Origin of the sequence: Polynucleobacter sp. 71A-WALBACH (assembly GCF_018882365.1) — a bacterium.
GTDB lineage: Bacteria > Pseudomonadota > Gammaproteobacteria > Burkholderiales > Burkholderiaceae > Polynucleobacter.
In genome coordinates this window covers 1-22371 of record NZ_JACVOP010000001.1, presented here as the reverse complement: position 1 = coordinate 22371, position 22371 = coordinate 1, and the positions used below count along the sequence as shown (strand labels likewise).

At 41.8% G+C, this 22371-nt stretch carries 26 protein-coding genes and 1 pseudogene; 16 read left to right on the top strand and 11 right to left on the bottom strand.

Annotated features, from left to right (window positions below; translation table 11 throughout):
• Nucleotides 1-504 precede the first annotated feature (504 nt).
• From ICN42_RS00135 to ICN42_RS00125, 3 genes are all read left to right on the top strand, one after another.
• Nucleotides 505-1644, top strand: coding sequence for a hypothetical protein (locus ICN42_RS00135; RefSeq protein ID WP_216249158.1), 1140 nt, complete (start codon nt 505-507; stop codon nt 1642-1644).
• A gap of 406 nt (nt 1645-2050) precedes the next feature.
• Nucleotides 2051-2860, top strand: a complete 810-nt coding sequence (locus ICN42_RS00130) for a hypothetical protein (RefSeq protein WP_216249156.1) — start codon at nt 2051-2053, stop codon at nt 2858-2860.
• Between the two features lie 217 nt (nt 2861-3077).
• Nucleotides 3078-3650: a site-specific integrase gene (locus ICN42_RS00125; protein WP_216249153.1), complete on the top strand. Its 573-nt coding sequence runs from the start codon at nt 3078-3080 to the stop codon at nt 3648-3650.
• On the opposite strand, the gene ICN42_RS00120 is transcribed toward ICN42_RS00125, so the two are convergent.
• Nucleotides 3643-4596 (bottom strand): hypothetical protein, encoded by a 954-nt coding sequence (locus ICN42_RS00120; RefSeq protein WP_216249151.1) that lies wholly within the window; start codon nt 4594-4596, stop codon nt 3643-3645. The genes ICN42_RS00125 and ICN42_RS00120 overlap by 8 nt on opposite strands.
• 110 nt (nt 4597-4706) lie before the next feature.
• Here ICN42_RS00120 and ICN42_RS00115 point away from each other — a divergent pair, with 110 nt between their 5' ends.
• The 5 genes from ICN42_RS00115 (at nt 4707) to ICN42_RS00095 (ending at nt 7553) form a co-directional block, all read left to right on the top strand.
• Entirely contained in the window at nt 4707-4979 is a 273-nt protein-coding gene (locus ICN42_RS00115) for a hypothetical protein (RefSeq protein ID WP_216249148.1), read from the top strand.
• Nucleotides 4945-5334, top strand: a complete 390-nt coding sequence (locus tag ICN42_RS00110; RefSeq protein WP_216249144.1) for a hypothetical protein — start codon at nt 4945-4947, stop codon at nt 5332-5334. Before ICN42_RS00115 ends, ICN42_RS00110 begins: the two co-directional genes overlap by 35 nt.
• A gap of 10 nt (nt 5335-5344) precedes the next feature.
• Complete coding sequence (locus ICN42_RS00105; RefSeq protein ID WP_216249140.1) at nt 5345-5872, top strand: hypothetical protein; 528 nt, start codon at nt 5345-5347, stop codon at nt 5870-5872.
• A gap of 43 nt (nt 5873-5915) precedes the next feature.
• A complete protein-coding gene (locus ICN42_RS00100) occupies nt 5916-6419 on the top strand; it encodes a hypothetical protein (RefSeq protein ID WP_216249137.1) in 504 nt (167 codons plus the stop codon).
• 198 nt (nt 6420-6617) lie between these two features.
• Nucleotides 6618-7553, top strand: coding sequence for a ketopantoate reductase family protein (locus tag ICN42_RS00095; protein WP_216249134.1), 936 nt, complete (start codon nt 6618-6620; stop codon nt 7551-7553).
• A gap of 25 nt (nt 7554-7578) precedes the next feature.
• On the opposite strand, the gene ICN42_RS00090 is transcribed toward ICN42_RS00095, so the two are convergent.
• The 3 genes from ICN42_RS00090 to ICN42_RS00080 are packed head-to-tail and all read right to left on the bottom strand — an operon-like array spanning nt 7579 to nt 8815.
• On the bottom strand, nt 7579-8262 hold the full coding sequence (locus tag ICN42_RS00090; protein WP_370625987.1) for a response regulator transcription factor: 684 nt from the start codon (nt 8260-8262) through the stop codon (nt 7579-7581).
• Nucleotides 8259-8615 carry a hypothetical protein gene (locus tag ICN42_RS00085; RefSeq protein ID WP_216249131.1) on the bottom strand — a complete coding sequence of 119 codons (357 nt, stop codon included), beginning with the start codon at nt 8613-8615 and terminating at the stop codon, nt 8259-8261. Before ICN42_RS00085 ends, ICN42_RS00090 begins: the two co-directional genes overlap by 4 nt.
• A 2-nt stretch (nt 8616-8617) precedes the next feature.
• Nucleotides 8618-8815 (bottom strand): hypothetical protein, encoded by a 198-nt coding sequence (locus tag ICN42_RS00080; RefSeq protein ID WP_215310090.1) that lies wholly within the window; start codon nt 8813-8815, stop codon nt 8618-8620.
• A 162-nt stretch (nt 8816-8977) separates the two neighbouring features.
• Here ICN42_RS00080 and ICN42_RS00075 point away from each other — a divergent pair, with 162 nt between their 5' ends.
• The 4 genes from ICN42_RS00075 (at nt 8978) to ICN42_RS00060 (ending at nt 13924) form a co-directional block, all read left to right on the top strand.
• Nucleotides 8978-10099, top strand: coding sequence for a choloylglycine hydrolase family protein (locus ICN42_RS00075; RefSeq protein ID WP_216249128.1), 1122 nt, complete (start codon nt 8978-8980; stop codon nt 10097-10099).
• Nucleotides 10100-10737: 638 nt separating this feature from the next.
• Nucleotides 10738-12081, top strand: a complete 1344-nt coding sequence (locus tag ICN42_RS00070; RefSeq protein WP_255539189.1) for a cytochrome ubiquinol oxidase subunit I — start codon at nt 10738-10740, stop codon at nt 12079-12081.
• A gap of 3 nt (nt 12082-12084) precedes the next feature.
• Nucleotides 12085-13101, top strand: coding sequence for a cytochrome d ubiquinol oxidase subunit II (locus tag ICN42_RS00065; RefSeq protein ID WP_216249121.1), 1017 nt, complete (start codon nt 12085-12087; stop codon nt 13099-13101).
• 106 nt (nt 13102-13207) lie between these two features.
• Nucleotides 13208-13924 carry a Crp/Fnr family transcriptional regulator gene (locus ICN42_RS00060; RefSeq protein WP_216249118.1) on the top strand — a complete coding sequence of 239 codons (717 nt, stop codon included), beginning with the start codon at nt 13208-13210 and terminating at the stop codon, nt 13922-13924.
• A gap of 43 nt (nt 13925-13967) precedes the next feature.
• On the opposite strand, the gene ICN42_RS00055 is transcribed toward ICN42_RS00060, so the two are convergent.
• Genes ICN42_RS00055 through ICN42_RS00040 form a run of 4 tightly spaced genes read right to left on the bottom strand, consistent with a single transcriptional unit; the run spans nt 13968 to nt 19526 of the window.
• Entirely contained in the window at nt 13968-14642 is a 675-nt protein-coding gene (locus ICN42_RS00055) for a bifunctional 2-polyprenyl-6-hydroxyphenol methylase/3-demethylubiquinol 3-O-methyltransferase UbiG (protein WP_062306431.1), read from the bottom strand.
• Nucleotides 14643-14680: 38 nt separating this feature from the next.
• On the bottom strand, nt 14681-16063 hold the full coding sequence (locus ICN42_RS00050) for a TolC family protein (protein WP_216249115.1): 1383 nt from the start codon (nt 16061-16063) through the stop codon (nt 14681-14683).
• A gap of 15 nt (nt 16064-16078) precedes the next feature.
• A complete protein-coding gene (locus tag ICN42_RS00045) occupies nt 16079-16288 on the bottom strand; it encodes a DUF2892 domain-containing protein (protein ID WP_062306426.1) in 210 nt (69 codons plus the stop codon).
• A 19-nt stretch (nt 16289-16307) separates the two neighbouring features.
• Nucleotides 16308-19526, bottom strand: a complete 3219-nt coding sequence (locus ICN42_RS00040) for an efflux RND transporter permease subunit (protein WP_062306423.1) — start codon at nt 19524-19526, stop codon at nt 16308-16310.
• Between the two features lie 112 nt (nt 19527-19638).
• Here ICN42_RS00040 and ICN42_RS00035 point away from each other — a divergent pair, with 112 nt between their 5' ends.
• Nucleotides 19639-19935 carry a metalloregulator ArsR/SmtB family transcription factor gene (locus ICN42_RS00035; protein WP_255539188.1) on the top strand — a complete coding sequence of 99 codons (297 nt, stop codon included), beginning with the start codon at nt 19639-19641 and terminating at the stop codon, nt 19933-19935.
• 25 nt (nt 19936-19960) lie between these two features.
• On the opposite strand, the gene trxC is transcribed toward ICN42_RS00035, so the two are convergent.
• Both trxC and ICN42_RS00025 read right to left on the bottom strand, forming a co-directional pair.
• Nucleotides 19961-20380 carry a thioredoxin TrxC gene (gene trxC / locus ICN42_RS00030; RefSeq protein ID WP_062306420.1) on the bottom strand — a complete coding sequence of 140 codons (420 nt, stop codon included), beginning with the start codon at nt 20378-20380 and terminating at the stop codon, nt 19961-19963.
• A 23-nt stretch (nt 20381-20403) separates the two neighbouring features.
• Nucleotides 20404-20715, bottom strand: coding sequence for a hypothetical protein (locus ICN42_RS00025; protein ID WP_062306418.1), 312 nt, complete (start codon nt 20713-20715; stop codon nt 20404-20406).
• 151 nt (nt 20716-20866) lie between these two features.
• Between ICN42_RS00025 and ICN42_RS00020 the strand changes: the two genes are divergently transcribed.
• From ICN42_RS00020 to ICN42_RS00010, 3 genes are all read left to right on the top strand, one after another.
• Complete coding sequence (locus ICN42_RS00020; RefSeq protein WP_062306415.1) at nt 20867-21202, top strand: hypothetical protein; 336 nt, start codon at nt 20867-20869, stop codon at nt 21200-21202.
• A 63-nt stretch (nt 21203-21265) separates the two neighbouring features.
• A complete protein-coding gene (locus ICN42_RS00015) occupies nt 21266-21646 on the top strand; it encodes a rhodanese-like domain-containing protein (RefSeq protein WP_062306413.1) in 381 nt (126 codons plus the stop codon).
• Nucleotides 21647-21759: 113 nt separating this feature from the next.
• Complete coding sequence (locus tag ICN42_RS00010) at nt 21760-21888, top strand: DUF3149 domain-containing protein (RefSeq protein WP_082783992.1); 129 nt, start codon at nt 21760-21762, stop codon at nt 21886-21888.
• A gap of 363 nt (nt 21889-22251) precedes the next feature.
• Here ICN42_RS00010 and ICN42_RS00005 read toward each other — a convergent pair.
• Nucleotides 22252-22371, bottom strand: a pseudogene (locus ICN42_RS00005) (IS30 family transposase); the annotation flags it as partial.

Below are 22371 nucleotides of genomic sequence, written 5' to 3'. Positions count from 1 at the left end.
GGCGGTATAAATTCACTACACACCGCTTACACACCAGAGCTTTTTTCATGGTGTGTAGTAAATGCGGTTTTAGTGTGGTTTTGAAGCGGTAAACACCAGCAGCAAGGTGTGTAGTAAAAACAGTTTTAGGGCCCATAGCTCAGTTGGTTAGAGCAGAGGACTCATAGCGAAAGTTGTGCCTTATGCGTGGAAACTGCATAAGGGATGGTGTCAAATTCGGAGAAAGCTAAATGCAGCCAAAAGCTGCACAAGCTAACGCCGAGCCAAGCTTCAGTATGAAAGTGCTGTTGAAGGTGTAGAGACTAGACGGCACCCATCTAAGTTCAGACGTTAAGTTTGAATATGATGAAGGCATAGTCCAGGGAGTAGTGAAAGCTACACAAACCAGAATCCTTTGGTCCCAGGTTCAAGTCCTGGTGGGCCCACCAGAAAAGCAAACCCTCATCAGAAATGGTGGGGGTTTTGTCTTTTAAGCGTTACTTTAAGTAACGCTAGAATGTCTTAATGAACAAGTCACTAATTAATAAACTGCTTCTTTCTCGAAGTCTTTATTTCCAAGCCCAAGAAAATATTAAATCTAACAATGGGGTACGGATATCAATCGCATGTAACCTCTTGCAGGATTCTGTGGAATCTTTTCTCCTTGGGTTATGTGAAAAATTGGATGTTAATGTGCCTGACAAGGCCGCATTTAGTAAATATATTGAATTAATAAATGAAAAAATTTCTCCACTAGAGTTGCCTTTTCGCCAAAACTTAAATAGTTTGAATAAGCTTCGCGTGAACTCAAAGCACCATGGGTTGGAGCCTGCAAAAAATGAATTGGAACCTTTATTTTTGATTGTTTGGGAGTTTTTTAACCAGGCTAGTCAATCCCATTTTGGGAAAAGTTTTTCTGCAATAAGCTTAGTGGAGTTACTTAGAGATTCTGAGTATAAGGATTTATTAGGTTCGGCTGAGCAGTGCTTTAACGCTAAGGATTTTAGAGGTTGCTTAGAAAATGCAAGAAAAGCAATTTATGTGAAGTTCGAGTGCGCTTACGATGCGAAGCAGTTTTTGGAGGATAAGCAGTTAAACGGATTGATGTCGCTTACCTCAAAAGTTCCCTATTTCGCGAGAAATAAAAAGTACCTTGAGGAGAACGTAAAAGAGCCGACCGATTACATAATTTATGACCATAATGCTTTAGAGATGGAGCTTATGAAGCTCAACATTGATTCGGTTGCTTACTGGAATGTCTGGCGATTAACTCCAGAGGTATATCGAAGTGATAAAAAATCCTCCTGGATAGTCAAAAATGATCTTTCTAAATTTGATGAGGAGGGAATTTTAGAGCGTGCAGAATATGTATTACATGCAACGACAGAGATACTCTTATGTGCAGACCAAAGTTATATAAAGTCAAAAAGTCCAAATAGAAAATATTTCTATATTGAATTAATAAATGAGGGCGTTCCTATATATGAGAAGGCTAGCAAATCTAGCAAGATTAGAGGATTAACGCCTCCCGGGGTAGTGAAAATTGATTCAAATTATTCAATTGAAGGCATGGATAATTCCGGGTTATTTTGGCACGTATCTCACTGGGATGATGACCTAAGCATTTATGGTTACATCCATAATGATTGCTTGACATGGATGTAGATCTTTATTGAGGCTATCAAGGTTAGCCCACCTTAAATGGCAAAAACGCGGGTTGTAATACGTCGGCTAATGAGCCCGCACTTGGCATAACCGCTCTAAAGGTTATGCACCACAAGTAGGCCGCAGAATTCCTAGCAATAGGTTTGGAGTTTTAGTACATCTGTCTCCAGTAAATTCTTTTAGGGTCGTGTTGCTGAGGAACTCATCGAACCAATCTACACGTTGCGGCGGCTAATAGGACTTTCTAAGTGCTATAGCCGTCGTTTGACTAAAGAATCTATCAACCAATCATGATTCTTATGTAATATAGAAAGAAATAAATGTGATGAGCGAGAAGCGAAATCACGGGCGAATGTAGTTCGCCCTTAATGCTGTCTATCAATAATTCAGCGCTAAGGAGTTATGCATGAAGTTAACTGGCGGAACGCCTCGAGCATTAGCACTGATAAAAAAGCTAAATGCATCAGGAAATCTCATTGATGTCTATGATCGAGATCGCATTGAGTCGAATGAAAATAACTCCTTGGTAGATTTGGATATGATGGATGCTTTCGATAAGAAATATGGCGCTGAATACCATCATCATTTATTAGCAATTTTCATTGATGAGTCGATCAGTACTAAAGAGCTACTATCTGTTTACCCAGATTTTGGTGAGGTATTTAATGATGAAAGTATCAAGCCGAACCTTATTTTTATTAACCTCGCTACTCAACAAATATTGGCTGTTACAAAAAAAGGAGGAGACATTGCCGAAAATTTTATACCTCACCCTAGTGGAATAAAAGATCTCAGATCATTCGATCGTCTTATGTACGTTGATAAATTTATAGAAGAAAGAAATGAAGAGTTTCGTAAGCTTGACTTTGCTGATGTTGTTGACTCACTCATAAATGCTCTTGCGGATATTTCTTATGCAAATTACAACCTTGTGTATAGGGAGATTGATAGTGGTCATATTGCAGATATGTTATCAAGAGGGCCAAATATACATGGCTTGTATACGAAAGAACCTTGGGATGGTATGAGTTCAGTTAATTATGATGTTGATGATGACGACAGCGAAGATCAGGAAGGCTATACGCAGTTGGAGCTAAACGATGCACTTGCTCAAATCGAGAGTCTTTCGGAGGATTTAGATCGAGGCATTGATATATTTTCTAAATTTTTCGCTAAACAACCAATTGATTACGATTATTTCTGTAGCCAGGATTAAGGCAGTTTATTTTTTGCCATTTCCGCCATGGTTTTCCACGAAAATTCCAAAAAAGAAAAAACCACACAAAATTGCTGAAATCATTAGTTCAGCTTGTAACCCATTGAATCTCAACAAGTCTAGCAATCCGTGGCATTTTGACACTCCCACTTGTCCAACTGACACATCAGAAAATATGCTTATAGATAAGTAAATATGTGTTTTAGGAGCTATCTATATGCCACAAGCAAAGACATTTAAATCTGAGGAATTAGAGTTAGTGCTCAATTTTGTTAAGGGTTCAAAGCACGCACTACGTAATCGCGCTATATTCTTATTAACTCACTGGGCTGGGCTCAGAGTGGGTGAAGTTGCTGCGCTACGTATGTGCGACGTTTTAGACGCCAATAACGATGTTAAAAGCGAGATTCGTTTGAGAGCAGAGCAGACCAAGGGCGCAGTTGCTCGTGCTGTATTTGTTAGCGAGAAGCTAAAAGGTGAGCTGCAGAGCTATGCGGATAGCTTAAAAGTAAGAGATTCTCTATGGGCGTTCTTTCCGACTCAGAAATTCCCAAGAAGAGGGTTTACGGCTAATACCTTAACTCAGCATATGAATGCCATTTATAGGCAGTGTCAAATAGAGGGTGCTACTAGTCATAGTGGACGCAGAAGCTTTATTACCAATTTAGCCAGTAAAGGAATTGGGGTGAGGGTGCTGATGAGTTTGGCTGGCCATAAAAATATCAGTACGACTCAAGCCTATATTGATGTCAATGACGATATGAAGCGTAGGGCGGTAGAGCTCATTTAGCTTTTCGGGCTTTTAGCTCTGGTCTATATAAGCGCATTCGTTCATATAGCTCGTTGAAATCGTAGTGCGGTATCAATACCTTCTTCGAGCTAGGGTAGATTCCTCTAGCGGCATTTTCTGCAACGTACTTAGCTTTTAAAAGTGCTCGACTAGTGAGCATAGCCATATGCTCTTTAGGCTGGGATGAGGCTGCTGTTTTTTTCTTGAGCTCTAGATTTAATGCCTTGCTATGTTTTGGGCTTACCTTGGCATGGATTCCTATCTTCCACAGCTGGGCCTCCGGCAGTCGAGCCCTATACATTATTGTTCTTAATTGAATTAATAATGGTTCTGACCTAAGTCTTTTAGCTGCAAGCGGTCTGCTGGCTCTTTGGGATTTTGGGGGCAAGGGAATCTTAGCCAAGTCTATTAGCTTTGATATCTGCCTCAAGAGATAGCTTTTAGGCATACCTAGAGGCACACCCAGCACCAAGCTGGTTGGATTACCTTCGGTAAATCTAATCTTCCCAAGATACTGTTCTAAATTTTTATTGAAGTGAGGTTCAAATACCTCATCTTTTTCAATGCGGGCGATTTGGCAAACTTTTGGTTTGTTGTGTGGTGAGCCGTAGATATCTACTCCGCGCTTTAGCCACCATTCTTTAAATGGGGTTTTGGAAACATCCCCAAAGAGGTCGTAAGTCTCTAATACCTGATTAAAGTCGACAAGGGCTTGGTTGATTTCTAACTTAGAAAGAGGCTCTCGTTTGTCTTTTGAATATAACTCGATGATTAGCTGCTTAATCTTGCTTTCACTAAGCTTGCTTCCCCGTATCTTTTTAGCCAACGCATAGCTTGGGCTAATTCGCAAAAATTCCAACATTAGCATTACATAGCCCTGAATACCTTTGGTCGACCAGTCGGACATCGTGCGTCCTGGAATTGAGGAGCTTATCTCTTTTTTCATAAAAATATATTAGCACTTAATTCATAGATTTATAGATCAATCAACAAAACAGTCAATACATCCTAAACTCAATTCATAGCAGATTCGCTATGTTTAGTAAGGAGAAGCAAATGACAAAAGCAACAGTAATAGCTATAAATGGGGGTGCAACTGGCTTGGTTATTAGCAAGAGTTTGATTGGCCAAGCTAATGACCTAGCACGTGAGCATGAGCAATTTAACGACCGATATATCGTGGCTGGCCGTTTAGCCCTATATGAACTACTAACCAAAATATACGAATTAGTCGAACGGTTTGACGCTGCTAGTGATAAGAGTGAGTTATTGAAAATGGTGCGTAAAAACCTATTTGAAGACTACGGTAAAAGTACCAACAAGCTTTGAGTTTCGTGGCAGCGTAATTCTTATCTCAAATATTGGCTTTGGTGGTAGCAGAAATAAGCTTTCAGCTCACTTAGACGCATTAAAGGATCGCAGTTTTTCAATTTGCATTGCTGACAATACAAAAGATAGTTTATTCAAACAAGTCTGTTTTATGGTAATTAAAAAGAATTTACTTAAAGACTTTAATCTTAGTGAGGGTGGGCAGCATGAAGTATTGGATTACATTTATGAGAACTTAGAGGGCCTTAATAAAGTTAGCTTAAGAACAGCAGTTAAGCTTGCGCAGCTGATGACGGCTGATCCCGACAATTGGAAATGCATGGCCAACAATGGCTTGCTTGATGATCTTTCTTAAGGGGAAAATTGTGCAAGCAGAAAAATTTGTAGTTATGTTAGCCAATAAAAACCAAGTTGACTGGGAGGAATTTATGCATTGGAGTCAACATAAGCAGAGGATGAGCTTAATGCCTCATACCCACGAAGTAACTTGGGGAGAGGAGCATTGTCACAAAATGCGTCAAATTGTTACAGCAAGTTATGCAGATGGGACTCGCCGCGTTAATTGGAACTATGGGGAAAAGAATGGACGGTCTAGGGCGGTAATTACCCCGGAAGGGCTATTTCCATCTATTACGGCAGCCGCCCAGCATTACGCGGTAACGGGTAATGCTGTGAAAGTTTGGATTACAAAAACTCGGACAGATAATTTTCGATTTGCTAATGAGATGTCTGAGGACGAGATATCAAGAAGGAGTTGTTTACCGAAACCTGTAATGACCCCCGATGGAAGATTCCAATCCATTACAGCTGCCGCAGAACATTATCAGGTTGGAATAAGAACCATTAAAACTTGGATTCGTAGAATGAAGTCGTCTGAGTTCTACTACCTATAAAGCTTTATTAAACATACAATTAAATAATAAAAAGGAATTAACTATGACTAACTTATACCAAGTATTGCCTTTAGAAAAAAAGAGTGCCATATTCGACGCGGAGATGTATAGAAAAAACGAAGATGGATCGCTAAGTTGGTTTAATGTTTCAACAACCTATCGATTTGGGCAGGGATTTTTGGAGTTTGAGGAATGCAACCTGCCCACCAAAGATGCTAGATATGTTTATTGTGCGCTTGAGACAGGGTGGGGATGTGAGTTTGATGATGCCATAGCTACTGAATTTGAGTTTAGTGATGATATTGGTGAGGATGAACAGGCTGAGATCGAAGATGCTTATTACGATGGCTGGCAGGTTTGGCTGTATGACGGTGACCACGCTTGGGAAGTAGAGTCGGATGGGGTTCAAATTTTGGCCCCATTCAAGGTCAACATAGTTGATGAATCTTCCTGTGCAGTAATTCAGGATAATATTGAATTATTAGATCCGGTTAAGGTAGATAAAACGGCGCCTGGATATCCATTTCCAAGCGGGACAAGAACTTAAGTCTGACGAAACCGCCAGAAAAGCAGACCCCAGTTAGAGATAGCTGGGGTTTTGTCTTTTGAGCGTTACTTTAAGTAACGCTTGCTTACATCAAAAAGTGAGCGTAGGATTAAAAAAGTCTCCTCCATAACTAGCTATGGCTTGTATCCGCTTAGATAGCGGATATTTTTTAGAGAAAAATAACTAAACAATAAGAAATTGAAGAATTTCAAGAAGATTTATGTATTGGGTGCTGGGGCTGTGGGCTGCTTTTTTGGTGGCATGTTGGCTCGTGCCCATCACGACGTTACCCTAGTCGGAAGATCGGATCGCGCTCTAGCAATACAGGATCATGGGTTAGCAATGGAGTGTCAAACATTTAATGAGACCATACCCATCAAAGCGAGTAATGACATATCACTTTTATCTGATGCTGATTTGATTTTGCTTTGCGTCAAGTCGCATGATACCGAGAAAGCACTCAAAGACTTAGCGCCAATTCTTCCAAAAGAAACAGTTGTACTGAGTTTACAGAACGGGGTTGCTAATGTAGATGTAGCCTCACAAATTATTTCCAATGCTGTATATCCCGCTGTCGTTTATGTGGCCTGTGGAATGGTGGGCGATAGGGTGATGAAACATCATGGCAGGGGTGAGTTATTGGTGGGAACTGTGGGGGAGTTGTTCCTAAGGGATTCTGAGAATCTTGCTGGCGTTTGTGAACTTTTTCAGAGTGCAGCTGTGCCTTGTGAAATAGCGCCCCAAATACTAAAGGACATGTGGTTAAAGTTTTTGGTTAATTGCTCCTACAACGCCATTTCAGGAATTGGTCAGATTGCATACGGGGAAATGGTAAAGGTTCCTGAAATTGTGAAATTAATTAACGGGATTACTGAGGAGTTTTTACAGATAGCCGCTCAAAAAGGACTGCATATAGAGAGGCATGAAGCAATGGCGGCTAATGATGCTATAGCAAAAACTATGTCTACTCAGATATCGTCAACTGCGCAGGACTTAAGGCGTGGAAAGAAATCCGAAATTGATTATCTCAACGGCTATATTGTTAAGCTTGGAAAGGAATATGAAATTCCTACCCCATTGAATGAATCAGTCTATGCAATGATAAAAATGTTGGAATCCAGAATGCCTATTTGAGCGTTACTTTGGGTAACGGCCCCCATTAAATAAGCCCTTTGGCTTTAGCCTCTCGATATCTCAAGGTTAACTGAAGTAGTTTAGCTGCACGATTTACCTTGAGCTTTTCCATGAGGTTCGCTCGATGCGCTTCTACGGTTTTAATTGAAATACCTAAGTCCATGCCAACTTCCTTATTAATCCTGCCAGCAACAATGCGATCAAGCACATCAAATTCTCTTTGGGTTAGAAGTCTAAATCTCTCTTTGATCTCTTTGAGCTCCGTAGATTGTTCTTTACTAAGATAGGCCTTTGATAGCATTTCATTGATTAAGCTATAAAGCTTTTCTTCATCTACTGGTTTTTGAATAAAGTCAAAAGCCCCCTTTTTAAGTGCATTTACCGCAGTGGTGATCTCCCCATGGCCAGTAATAAACGCAATGGGAATATTAAGGCCCATATTCAGAAGCGTTTCTTGAAGTTCGATTCCAGACATGCCACCAAGGTGAATATCTACTAAAGCACAGCCCAAAGATTGTTGATCACTAGCGGCTAGTGATTGCAAGAATCTCTCGGCACTTTCATGAGGGCTGACCCTAAAACCATAGGCATTAAGTAGTAGAGCCAGGGAATCTCGAATCGCTTCATCATCATCAATGACATACACCACACCGCCTTTTCCCGTAAGGGAAGGGTTGGGTTGATTGAGCATTGTTCGCTGCCGATTCATTTTTTAGTCGCTTTTATCTTTTGCGCTACAAGTGCTAGCGCTTCTTCCGCATTTCTGGCCATCGCGCCACTTCCAGATTTGCCGATAACAAAGTAATTGTCTTTGTGGATATAGATATGAATATACAACTCTGTCTCTTGGATTCCAATGACCACTTGCAATACCGGCTCATGGCTAGCTCGGTCATAGCTTTCGGTAAAGCTACTGTAATCTAAACGATCAGCTTGATTTTTCGCTAACTCTCGAATTTGATTGCTAATTCCCTCAATGAGTAGGCAATACTCTCGATAAAACTCTGGATTTGAGTAGCGAAGTTCGTCAATAGCGATTGCGTGTAATGTGCTATTACCCATGGTTATTTGATGATTTCAAGATGGACATAAGCATCTAAGTTTGCAAGTGAGCCACGTTTATCCATAACGGCTAATCGTAAAGCTTCTTTTTTAAAGTCTTCAAGACCAGGGTGAGAACCATCTCCGCCTAGAGAGACGATATAAGTCCAGAGAACTTGGCCCCTTTGCTCTTTTCGGTAGATATCTACAATCCGCTTCATCTATTCCCCTTAAAAATAACTATACGCTCAGAGCATGAGAATTGGTTCTAATTTTTATAATGCACTGCCGCAAAATTAAAAGAGTACTTAAAAGGAAGTCTTGGTTTGACTTAACGATGCTATCCTTTTGATATTCAATTTGACCTGTGCTAAGGAGTTTTCGTGAAGCAAATAATGATGAGAAAAATAGTGGCTGCTTCGGTTTCCGCTACTTTGGCATTTGCCCCATTTACGAGCAATGCATGTACTGCTGTAAATATAGTTGCAAAAGATGGATCGGTAGTTGCGGGTAGAACCATGGAATGGGCTTTTGATATGAAGTGGCAGCTCACGGCAAACCCCAAAGGCACGCCTATTTCCCTTAGCGCACCAGCATCACTAAAGCTGCCTGCAACAAGCCTATCGAGTAAGTATGCTTTTGTCGCAATTGCGCCTGGAGTATTAGCAGGCCCTCCTGCATATTTAGAGGGTCAAAATGAGGCTGGCCTTGGTATTAGCGGAAATTTTTTGCCTGGCTTTACTGAATATCAAACCGTTACTCCACAAGATAAGAACTATGTTTCTATCTTGAACTTAGGAGGTTTTATTTTAGGAATGTTTAGCTCGGTTAAGGAGTTGCGAAGCGAGCTCCCTAAATATAAGGTTTGGTTTGACCCAAGCGAAGTCAAGGGCTTACCAACACCACCTTGGTTACACCTCGTATTAACTGATCGTGGTGGCGACAGTATTGTGGTCGAGTTTGTTAAGGGTCAAATGATGATCCATAACAACGTTGCGGGAGTGTTAACTAATGCCCCTACGTATGACTGGCATCTTAATAATGTACGCAACTATCTATCGCTTACATCGACTGCAACATCATCTGTAACTGTAGGCAATGTCAATGTGACTGAGCTGGGTCAGGGTGGTGGTTTGCTGGGTTTACCGGCGGATTACACTCCACCATCACGTTTTGTCAGAGCTACTTATTTGAAGCAGTTTGCCTATCAGCCAGCTAATAGTGCTGATGCTATGCAAGCTGCTGATCATATATTGAATAACGTTGATATTCCTGTTGGAGTTGCTCGTTCAACGGATGGAAAGCAGGTTGTTTCTGATTACACGCAGTGGGTAAATATTAAAGATTTAAAAAATAATCGCATGAAAATTGCTAACTACGCAAATCGTACGAACTTTATCGAGATTAATTTGAATGAAGTATTTAAGTCCGGGAAATCAAAGACTTGGCAGGTCGATAAATTACCATACCCACAAAATGATGTGACGACAGAGTTCTTAAAATAAGCTACCCCATAAAACCACCTTCGGGTGGTTTTTCTTTGGGTGTCTAATATGGGTCGTTAGCCACCGTCCAGAAAAGCGAGTGTTACTTTAAGTAACGCTTATCAATCTTCAAAAAAAGAACTTTGGAGCAACGAAGTGCTAGATGGTTGCTCCAAACACCTTTGGTTTTCAAAACTAAAGAGTGATCCCACGCTTCTTTTAAATCCCTGAATTTGCTTACACATTTGCTTACACACCGACACTGACCACCCGCAGACCCCCTGTTTATAGGGGTCTATCATGGGCTTCTACTCTCATAACCAGAGAACCTAAAGTTAACCTAAACATCACAAAAAGCTAGCTTTTGAGACTAAAGGTGAGGTTTGGTCATTTGAGCGTTACTTTAAGTAACGCTGGACATGCTAGAAAGTGTGTAGGCAAACTCCACACACTTTACACATTAATTTTCACGGCACTATAGGTCAGCCATCATCAACTCCCCGTAAATTAATCCATTTTGAGGTTTGACGCTCGCATTGTCTTAACGGTCGATTAAATGAGATGGGTATAAAGCCAAGCTCAGCAATTCATAGTGGTTAAGAGGATAATAAAAAAGTACATCAAAAATAAGGGGCAATAGGATGTTGGACACACTTATTATGAGCAGAATCCAGTTTGGTGCAAATATTTCCTTCCATATTTTGTTCCCGACTATTTCGATTGCCTTAGGCTGGTTCCTTTTCTACTTCAAGATTAAACACAACAGGACTGGGTTAGATTGCTGGAAAGAGGCATATCAGTTCTGGATCAAAGTCTTTGCCTTAACATTTGCTTTAGGTGTCGTGAGTGGTATCACGATGAGCTTTCAGTTTGGAACAAACTGGCCTGGGTACATGGAAACCGTTGGCAATATTGCCGGTCCATTATTGGCCTATGAAGTCCTAACAGCCTTTTTCCTTGAGGCAACTTTCTTAGGCGTCATGCTATTTGGTGCAAAGCGTGTTTCGCAAAGAGTGCATACATTAGCTACTTTTTTGGTGGCTTTTGGGACGAGCCTTTCAGCCTTTTGGATTATTGCTTTAAATTCATGGATGCAAACTCCGCAGGGTTTTACCATGATTGATGGCAGAGCGCATGCCGTTGATTGGATAGCTATCATCTTTAATCCATCGATGCCTTATCGCCTGGGGCACATGATGTTAGCTTCATTTTTAACAGTATCGTTTTTCTTAGCCGGTATTTCTGCTTACCGCTACCTTCGTAATAGCCGCTCGGAAGCAAATTTGATGGTGATGAAAATGGCGCTCACTGCTGCTATGGTTTTAACGCCTATTCAAATTATGCTTGGAGATCTACATGGCCTAAACACCCTTCATCATCAACCTGCAAAGCTAGCCGCTATGGAGGGAATTTGGAATGGCGGTACTGGTGTGCCTGCAGTGATCTTTGGGATACCCAATAAACAAACTCGTACCAACGACTATGAGATCAGTATTCCTAAGTTGGCGTCTTTTTACTTAACCCATAGTTGGGATGGCGAGGTCAAAGGATTAAATGACTTTGGAGATAAGATTCCGCCTGTTGCCCCTGTATTTTTTGCTTTTAGAGTGATGGTTGGTATTGGTGTGTTGATGCTCTTATTTTCATGGTTAGGACGTTGGCAGATGCGTCAAAATAAACCTCTTCCAAAGTTGATAGCCAAAGGCTTAGTTCTGATGACCTTTTCTGGCTGGGTTGCCGTCTTAGCCGGTTGGTACGTAACTGAAATTGGGCGACAACCTTATTTGGTGACTGGAGTACTCACTACTGCACAAGCTGCAACTACTTTGCCAACTAGCATGGTCTTTTCTACTCTTTTTGCTTACCTAACCCTATACGTGGGTTTGCTAGCTGCTTACATTTGGGTAGTCTTCTATTTGGCTCGCCAAGCCGACGATATAGAAAATCCCAAAACTCATCTTGAAAAGAAATCTGAAGCTTCGTGGAGTCTTTTTAGGACTTAAGTTATGACCACAATTGACTATACCCAAGCATCTATTTGGCTCCCACTATTTTTCTTTGTCGCCATGGGATTTGCCATGCTGTCTTATGTGGTTCTGGACGGCTACGACTTAGGAATTGGGGTGCTACTCAATCGAGCATCGGACCATGATAAAGATATGATGATTGCATCGATTGGCCCTTTTTGGGATGCCAATGAAACGTGGATTGTTTTAGGTGTTGGCCTATTACTCGTTGCGTTTCCATTAGCTCATGGGCCGATACTGACTGAGCTCTATTTACCTGTAGCGGCAATGTTGATGGGGTTAATTTTACGAGGTGTGTCATTTGACTTTAGGGTCAAAGTCAATATTGAGCAAAAGCCACTTTGGAATTTATTGTTTTATATCGGCAGCCTGATTGCCTCTGCATCTCAGGGCATTATGATCGGCCGCCTGATCGTGGGTTTTGATTCAGGAATTTTGGGTTGGGTTTTTTCACTGCTAGTTGGAATGTGCTTACCTGCCGGTTACGCGCTACTTGGATCAACATGGCTAATCTTAAAAACAGAAGGTCAGCTTCAGCAGCAATCATTTAGATGGGCTAAAACCAGTCTGTGGCTCACTGGATTTGGTATTGCATTGGTCTCTGCTGCCACGCCATACTTCAGCCCTGAAATTATGCATAAATGGTTTTCTTGGCCACAAATTCTTTGGCTCTCCCCAATTCCCATTGCTACTGCTATTTTATTTTTTCTCGCCAATCATTTTATTTATGCAATAGAAAAAGGCTCCAGCAAGAGAGAGTGGTTACCTTTTGCCTGTGTTGTTGCCATTTTTTGGCTGGCATTTTTTGGTATTGCTTATAGTATTTTTCCATATGTCATTATTGGGAAAATGACATTGTGGCAAGCGGCTGCAGCTACTGAATCTCTATGGTTTATTTTTTGGGGTGCAATCGTAGTTCTACCTACCATTCTGGGTTATACCCTTTTTTCATACAGAATCTTTAAGGGTAAAGCTAGTGCACTCACTTACTATTAGTAACGTTTTACCCTGTTTATTATGCAGCCTGTATATACGCATAAACGTATTTACAAATATACGCATAAAAAAATGTCTATAGAGTTAACTTGAGAATATTGCGATAATGAAGCCTGTAGATGTAAAGATTGCTTGGCAGGGTCAGAGTGACTGTGAGTCATGCACTATCCGAAGCTCTGCTTTGTTCGCAGAGTTAAATGAAGTAGATTTCTCTAAAATTCATTCACCAATTGACGATTTAAAGTATGAAGCAAATTCTTTGATTTATTCCCAGGGTGAATCTGCTCAGCATGTTTATACCTTGCGTCAAGGTTATTTAAAGTTACTCCATCTCAATCCTGATGGCACCAGCAGAATTGTGCGGCTTGTGAAACCGGGAGATTTATTTGGGATGGAGGCCTTATTGGGTGATTATTACAAGCACGCTGCTACAGCGCTGACTAATATTCGTGCGTGTAAGATTCCTAAAAATGTTATTTCAAGTCTGGGAGAATGGTCTCCAAGATTACATCGTCAAATAGTCAAAAAATGGGGGGAGGCGCTCTCGGAATCTGAGGCATGGTTCTCTGAGATCAATACTGGGCGAATTGAAATTCGCCTAGCCAGATTTTTTATTCAGCTTGCAAAAGAATCGAGCTCCCACACAGTCTCGCCACTTTTTAGGCGTGAGGATATGGGCTTAATGATGGATGTCAAATTTGAAACAATTAGTAGGGCCTTGGCATCTATGTCAGAGCTGGGCTTAATTTCAGATGTTACAAGGCTTTCAGTCCAAATTCCCAATATGAATGCACTAAAAGATTTTGCAAAACGAGGACTGTAATTCGCTGATAGTAATTAATAGCTAGAAAATAATTCACCGCTGATTATGAAAACATCGGCATCATGATTGCTGATAGGGCGAACTGCCATATTGATACTGGCTTCTTAATTGCCACCACCCCAATTAGTGCTGATTTTCCAGAATGCGCTTTTCCCTCGCTTAATTCTGCTTCATAGCTTTTTAAGACTTCAATTTTTGTATTCTTAAGCAAACTCTTTATAACTCGTTCTGTGTACAAATTTTCAATCTGACTTGGCCCACCGGTTTTATATTCCAATTGCTTGGGCGTGTAACCCTGCAGGATTAAGACGCCGCCCGGCTTTAATGCTAATAGCATATCTTTAAATAATCTTGAGCGTTCTTTGGGGTTTGAGAATTGAATGAATATCGCAATGATTGCATCGTAATCGCCCGCCTCCCAATTTATTGACTGACAATCAGATACAACGTAATTGACCTCTACATTTTTACTGCTCGCAAACTTTTTTGCTTTCTCAATTGCGATATCAGAAAAGTCAAACGCATCAACTTGGTGATTCTGCTGGGCTAGCCAAGTAGAGTTTCTGCCTTCGCCATCTGCAATACACAAAATTCGGGCATTTTCTTTGAGGTGCTTTGGGGCCATCTCTTGTAAAAATGTGTTTGCTTCAGTTCCGAATAGAAAGTCTTCGCTATTAAAGCGGTCATCCCACATTTTTTTAGCTTCTAAATTCTTCATCTGATTTCCTTCGTTCTTCTAAGTTTGCTTTTGTTGGATCAATTAAGGTATGCATTTACCATTGAAAGATCCTGCTCTGAGATTTCACCCGTAAGCGCAGCTAGGCGTAATCGATTAAGAAGATAGTTCACTTTTTCCATATAAAGCGCATAGTCATTGGCAATAAGGTCGCTTTCGGCTCCCAAAAGTTCCATCGTGGTGCGAGAACCATGCGCATACCCGACCCGAGTAGAGCTTAACCTTGCTTCGCCAGTCTTTTGGGCACTTGATAATGCCGTCAGCTTATCCTTTGCGCTATTGAGTGAATACCAAACTGATCTTAAGGTTCTCTCTAGATTCTGCTCAGACTTGTTGTACTCGGCTTTAATCTTTTCAACCAAGAGCAATGACTCTTCTTGCTTAGCCGTGCGGTAGCCGCCGGTATATAGAGGGATTGAAAGCTGTAATCCAACGAGATAATTATTGGTTGCTGTATTGTTAGCGGGGCCAAAATTGCCAGATCCACTTAAACTATCTTTAGAGGACTGTGCAACCGCATCCAACTTAGGTGAGGCTGCTGCACCGTACTTTTCAGCCTCTTCTTTCGCAGCTTTTTCTTGCGTTGAAAGCATTTGCAGTTGGATATTCTGGGACTTAAGCTTTCCTACATGAGTTTCGAGGTTTGGAAGTGATAGTTGCGCAACATTTAAGTTGATTTTTGATTTCTCAATATTAACTACGCCCCCGAATAAGTCCTGTAAGGCAAGTTTTTTGACTGCAAGATTATTACTTGCATCTAGAGCGCGTACTTTTACCGTGTCCAATCTCTCGTTTGCTTCTTGCATATCAGTTTGACTGGCATCGCCAAGCCTAAAGCGCTTCTCAATTTGTTGGCGCGTATTGGCAATTGCTGCTTCTTGTTTTTTGACCAATCTAACAGACTCTTCGGCACTAAGGACATCGAAATAGCGTTCGGCAACCAACAAGATCAGATTTTGGTTCGCTACTTGAGCACCAAGATTGGAGGCATCGGCTGAGAGATTGAGCTGTCGGCTTTGGGCGAGGCGCTCGCGGTTATAAATTGATTGGGTAGCGCCGACGGTATATCGGTTAACGAAACCATTATTGACTGAGGTATTGAAATTAGCCCCATTAAAGGTGCCCATACCTGGTGCATAGAATTGCGCGCCAGTGGTTGAGGTGTTGTAGCTCATGCTGCCGGTGAGGGCGGTTAAGTTAACGCTTGGAAGCCATAAGGAAGTTCCCTGATCGCGTCTCTTCTCTCCAACCATCTGCTCATAGCGACTGGCAATGAATTCTGGGTCTCTATTTTGGGCTTCACGCCATACCTCCATTAAGCTTGTTGCCATAGCCGAATTGGATGAAATGGTTAGCAATGCCATCGCAGCCGCTGCAAAAGGTTTTATATCGAGGAGTTTCATTGGTAACCTTTGAATTTATGCGCCAGCTTTAGCGCCCAACTTGCGAACAATTGTTTCCATGAGGCACCAGCGAGTTAAACCACTTTGCAAAATGTTGACGCCAACAAAAGCGGTAAAGGCTAAGAACCATTCATTTGCAAACCATGGACTTCCGGGAGCGCCAAGCGCTACTGAGATGAAAATAAATGTGCCTGCAATGATGCGAACAATTTGCCAAGATGTCATGATGAATTCCTTAAATGAATTAATGGGTTGATTGGAGAATTTTGTCTACTCGATGTGCATAAGCTGAGTAATAGAGCAGGGGAATCACTACCAAAGTGAGCGCTGTTGATACCAGAATTCCAAAAATTAATGAGATTGCAAGGCCATTGAAAATCGGATCATCCAATATAAAGAATGCCCCCAGCATTGCTGCTAACCCTGTAAGTGCAATAGGTTGGGCTCGCGTGATGGCGGCATCCACCACGGCATCCTTAAATGCAATGCCTTGGCGAACCTGAAGGTTAATAAAATCAACCAGCAGTATTGAGTTACGCACAATGATGCCAGCCAGTGCAATCATGCCAATCATGGAGGTTGCTGTAAATTGCGCGCCGAGCAGAGCATGCCCAGGCATCACCCCAACAATCGTGAGGGGAATCGGCGCCATGATGACGAGTGGCGTGAGATAGGAGCCAAAGTGCGCTACAACTAGTAGATATATGAGTATTAAGCCAACCGCATAAGCAGCGCCCATATCACGGAAGGTCTCATAAGTAACTTGCCACTCACCATCCCATTTGATGGCATAGCTTTGGTAGGGATCACTTGGGGCGGCAGTAAAGAATTCTTCCACTTCTTTGCCGTTTGGATCTTTAATTTCTTTGGTCAGCGATCTGGCCTTAAATAAGCCATACAAAGGGCTATCCACTTTTCCGGCGGTATCTCCAATAACATAGCTTACCGGCAGAAGATCCTTGCGATAGATGGTTTGCTCTCTGTCCGCGTCTACGATAGAAACTAATTGACTAAGAGGCACTGCCTCCCGTTGTGAGTTTCTGACAGTCAATTTCAGCAACTCTTTTAATGAGTCCTGTTTATTTTCTGGGAGTCTGATTTCTGTAGGCGCAGAGTATTTGGATTCGTCATGAACGTAAGCAACATTTTCTCCAGCAAGACCAGCCCTTAAGGTTGTCACAATCGCTTGTTGAGAAACGCCCATTAAGCTTGCCTTCCGACGATCAACTAGCAAGAACTGCTTTGGCGATTTTGCGATGCTACTGTCATCAATATCGACAATGCCATCGGTTTTCTCAAGAGCGGATCTCACTGATTTACTTACACTCAGTCTGCCCTCTGGGGTAGGGCCGTAGATCTCAGCAACGATAGGAGAAAGCACTGGAGGTCCTGGAGGTACTTCTACCACCTTGACATTGGCGTTATATTTTTTTGCTATCTCTTGCAATGCAGGACGAATGCGGCTTGCAATGAGGTGGCTTTGATCTGACCGATGGTGCTTATCTACGAGGTTAACTTGAATATCGCCCAATGCTGGGCTTTGCCTAAAGTAGTACTGGCGTACCAAGCCATTAAAGTTTATCGGGGCGGAAGTGCCTGCATAAATCTGGTAGCTGCTTACTTCAGGAGATTTAGATAGGGCTACACCCATTTCTCTCAAAACCTCTGAGGTCTTTTCGACCCTAGTACTTGGCGGCATATCCAAGATCACTTGAAATTCTGATTTGTTATCAAATGGCAACATCTTTAATACCACCAAGCCTGTCATTGGTAGTGAGAGTGAAATCAAGATTGCTCCGATCACCCCGCCTGCGAGAAGTTTCCTATTTCTTTTTCCAGATTGATCACTCAGTAGGGGATCAAATATTTTCTTAAACTTTGGGCTGATCCACTGAGCGAGATTAAAGTGTGCCTTTTGACTATCTGAGTGTTGAGCAAGCCAAATTCTTGCCATCCAAGGTGTAACCATGAAGGCAATTGCAAGTGATAGCAGCATGCCCATACTCGAGTTAATAGGAATGGGGCTCATGTATGGACCCATCAGACCGCTAATAAAGGCCATAGGTAGTAGTGCAGCAATCACGGTAAGTGTTGCCAAAATGGTGGGCCCGCCAACTTCGTCCACTGCGCCAGGAATAATTTCTTTTAAGCGTTTATTGGGGAATAGCAGTTGATGTCGATGAATGTTTTCAACCACCACAATGGCATCATCCACCAAAATTCCAATTGAAAATATCAAGGCAAATAGGGAGACTCTGTTGATGGTAAATCCCCAAGCCCAGGAGGCGAATAATGTTGCGGCTAAGGTAAGTACAACCGCCGATCCAACAATCATCGCCTCTCTACGACCTAATGCAAAGAAAATCAAAGCCACTACTGACAATGTTGCAAAAATGAGTTTCTGGATGAGTTTGCTAGCTTTTTCATTAGCAGTTTCACCATAATTACGCGAGACTGCTATCTCAATATCTTTGGGTATTAGGGTGGACCTTAGGGATTGCAATTGGCTGAGTACTTGATTGGAAACATCGACGGCATTCTCACCAGGTTTTTTGGTGACTGAAATCGTGACCGCTGGATGATCTGCAGGGCCTTTATCAGCAACGTCCGCATGCCAAACTAAGCGTCGATTTTGCATTGGCCCCTCAATGACTGTAGCCACATCCTTGACGTAAACGGGGTTGCCTTGGCGAACTCCTAAGGCAATGCTCTCCACATCTATTAAGTTTCTTAGAAAAGGGCCAGTTTCAATGGCAACGGTCCCTTGTTCTGTAAGAAGATCGCCAACTGGCATGCCTAGATTGGCAGTTTCTAGCGCCATTCTGAGTTCTGGAATGGTGACACCCTTGAGTGCCATTTTCTCAGGGCTGACCTCAATTCGGATTGCCCGTTTTGGGCCGCCAATTGTGGTGACTTCTCGCGTCCCTTTCACTCGTTTTAAATCAATTTCAATTTCATTGGCTATTTTTTCCAACTCATACGATGTGATTGAAGGATTTTTTGAAAATAGCGTCAGTGAGAGTATTGGAACGTCATCAATTCCCTTGGGCTTAATGATGGCGGGCATGACCCCGAGACCTTTTGGCAACCAATCTGAGTTGGCTGCTACGGTATCGTGCAGCCTTACCAGAGCTTCTGTTCTTGGGACGCCAACCTTGAATTGAACGGTGATCACTGAAAGACCTGTTTGAGACATCGACATGACATGTTCGATGCCGGCAATCTGCGATAGCACTTGCTCAGCTGGAATCGAGATCATCTCCTCTACGTTTTTAGCGCTTGCACCGGGAAAGGGGATGATGACATTAGCCATCGTGACATTAATTTGAGGCTCTTCTTCACGCGGAGTCACGATAATGGCAAATAGACCTAAAAGCAAAGCAAGGATCGCTAGCAAGGGTGTAATTTGTGCCCCTTGAAAGAATGCTGCAATTCGGCCTGAAATCCCTAGTTTGTTATCCATGACTCTGCACTCTGTTCTTTAATTTATTTAATTATATTATATAATAAAGTAAAATGAATGATGTGTGTGAGTTTGTTCTACAAAAATTTTGGGGCCTGATATGGGTGTGAATATGGATCTGGAAAGAATGCAGGAATCTGCAAATGAGGCTTGTAGGCTACTTAAAACGCTAGGAAATAGCGATAGATTGCTATTGTTGTGTCAGATAAGTCTGGGTGAAAAGTGTGTTGGAGATCTTGAGAGTGCCTTAGGAATACATCAACCCACACTTTCTCAGCAATTAACTATATTGCGCAATGAGGGTTTGGTTCGAACTAGGAGAGAAGGCAAGCAGATTTATTACTCGCTATCTAGTGAGGTTGCACTTGATGTAATGGGTATTCTTTACAAGAGTTACTGCAATCAGTAGTAAGTGATTGGTTTAATGTGATTTTTTACAGCAGTCGCAAAATAAACTGATCTAACTGTTGGGGAGAAAGCGCTCCACTCAGCCTCTCTATTTCAGTGCCATTTTTAAAGCCTGCTAGCGTAGGAATGGATCTAATTAAAAATTCCTGGCCAATAGCTGGATTTGCTTCGGTATCTAGTTTGATATGAAGAATACTTTCACCATGCTTTTTAGCGCTAGATAGAAAGGTGGGGGCAAACATTTTGCAGGGACCGCACCAAGGAGCCCAAAAATCAACAAGGACAGGCATCTTGCTTTGGCTCAAGATTTCCTTAATGCTCGCTTGGTCGGCGTCGATAGGCCCTAAGAGTAGGCTCGATTTACAAATCCCGCAAATGGGCTTTTGATTAATTCTATCTAGTGGTAAGCGATTAAATTTATGACAGCTAGGGCACTTGATCAGCATGATTTCACCTTTTAATTATTGAATCACCCAATAGATTGATGTACTTGCAGTAGTTTATAAATTGATTCGTGAATTGGTCCAGGTAGGGGCTCCATACCAGCGTCTCCGACCTGCATGCAGATTTGTCCTCTTAAGACAATCAGACCTTTCAATGTTTCGCGTTTATGAAAATGATCGTGCGTGCGATCAATATCGGCCGTTAAGAACTCATGCAAGTACGCATGATTGGATAAATCCAAATTCAAGGCAAAGGCAAGTCTGACAATTTCACGATTAAGCTCATGAATTGTTTTCTCATAATCATTTTCTTGTACTGGTCCTGAAATTGTATTCATATTTTTTTATTGTAGCGGGCAGGGAATGAATTTATAGGGTATTTGATCAAATTCTCCTCTTAGTGGGGTTGGCGCTCTTAATGGGTGGCGGTGAAATATGTTTGATTTAAAACAAAGTGGCGTGAATGAATTGAGCTTAGAGTAAGAGCCTATGAATACTCTCTTAAATATTCTTCCTGGCTTTGTAACATGCCCTCCTGGGGTTGAGCGAAAGATTCTTCATGGCGTGCCTGCAATATTGGGCATCGGAAGTTTAATCATTCTCCTTCCATCTATTGTGACCAGGGCCCTAGTTGCATATGACTATATTCAGGTTACAGGATCGACTATCAAGTTAATTGATATTTTGGTGATTGGTACCCTAGTGGTGTATTGGCTCACAATCCTTACTATAGCCATTGGGGCATTTTTGGTGAAGGTGATGAAGGGACCAGCATATGTTGCTGATGCTTATCCAATGGAAGATGTTGAACTTCCTCAGGTCTAACCTTCTTGCTTATCATTATATATTATCATATAATGATAATTACACCATTTAATAAGGATTGAGATGAAGACGGCACATGATTTGGTTGCAGCAGCAAAGTCTGAAATAAAGGAAGTTGAATTAGCTGATGCAACGCAGGCTATTCAGGATGCAGATGTATTGCTAGACGTCCGTGAGACAGATGAGTATGCAAGTGGCCATATCCCAGGTGCAATCCATATATCTAGAGGGCTACTGGAGTTTAAGTTAAGCAATGATCCGAGTTTTAGCGCTCGAGACATGAAAATTGTGTTGTACTGCAAGAATAGCGGTAGGGCAGCACTTGCATCTAAGGCCCTTCATGAAATGGGCTATCTTCATGTGCAGTCTATATCAGGTGGATTCGATGCTTGGGCAGCAGCAGGCGAACCTATTGCAAAGCCAGAAGCCATTAAATTCGAGTAATACCATCATAAAATATTTATCACTCTCATGTTGATATAGGCAATTTTTTTGATATCAGTCAAATTGATCTTTATTTGAAAGTTCTATAGTCATAAAGTAGGAGGTAGGTCAAAATGAAAATGTGGATAGAACTATTTGGATCTTTTGCTGGTCAGTTAAGTTTGGCTGTAATTTTATTTATGATTGGGATGGCTATTTTCTTTATCAGACTATTTGTTAAAAAAAGTGCTGAGGGCGGATAGATTATTTACCAACATCGGTCTGGGTTTTTGCCAGACTTCAAAGAAGCATTACTTTAAGTAACGCCTGGCGCATTCTTTAAAAGTGCTCTGGAGTAGCGAGGTATTGAGATCATTGCTCCAAAGCACTTTTTTTGAAATCCAATGGGTGAACTTGAGTTTCTTCTCCTCTTATCAAATTAGTCACACAAATACACGCACCGATATTTTGGAGGCGTAACCACACAAAATCCCAGTGTTTTTCTTTGGATTTCTGCTCTCATAACCCTTTGGTCCCAGGTTCAAGTCATGACGGGCCACTAAGAAGCGCTTAAACCATCTTCGGCTGATTTTATTATCTGCGACCGTCTCTTATGGGTCTTGATTTCAACCCGTCGATGCAACAGATTGGGCAAAACGTTCTGCCGGTGTTTGATAGTTTAGTGTTTTTCTAGGTCGTTCATTGAGTTGTCTTGCCACTGCATTGAGCTTGGCTTGAGAGTAATT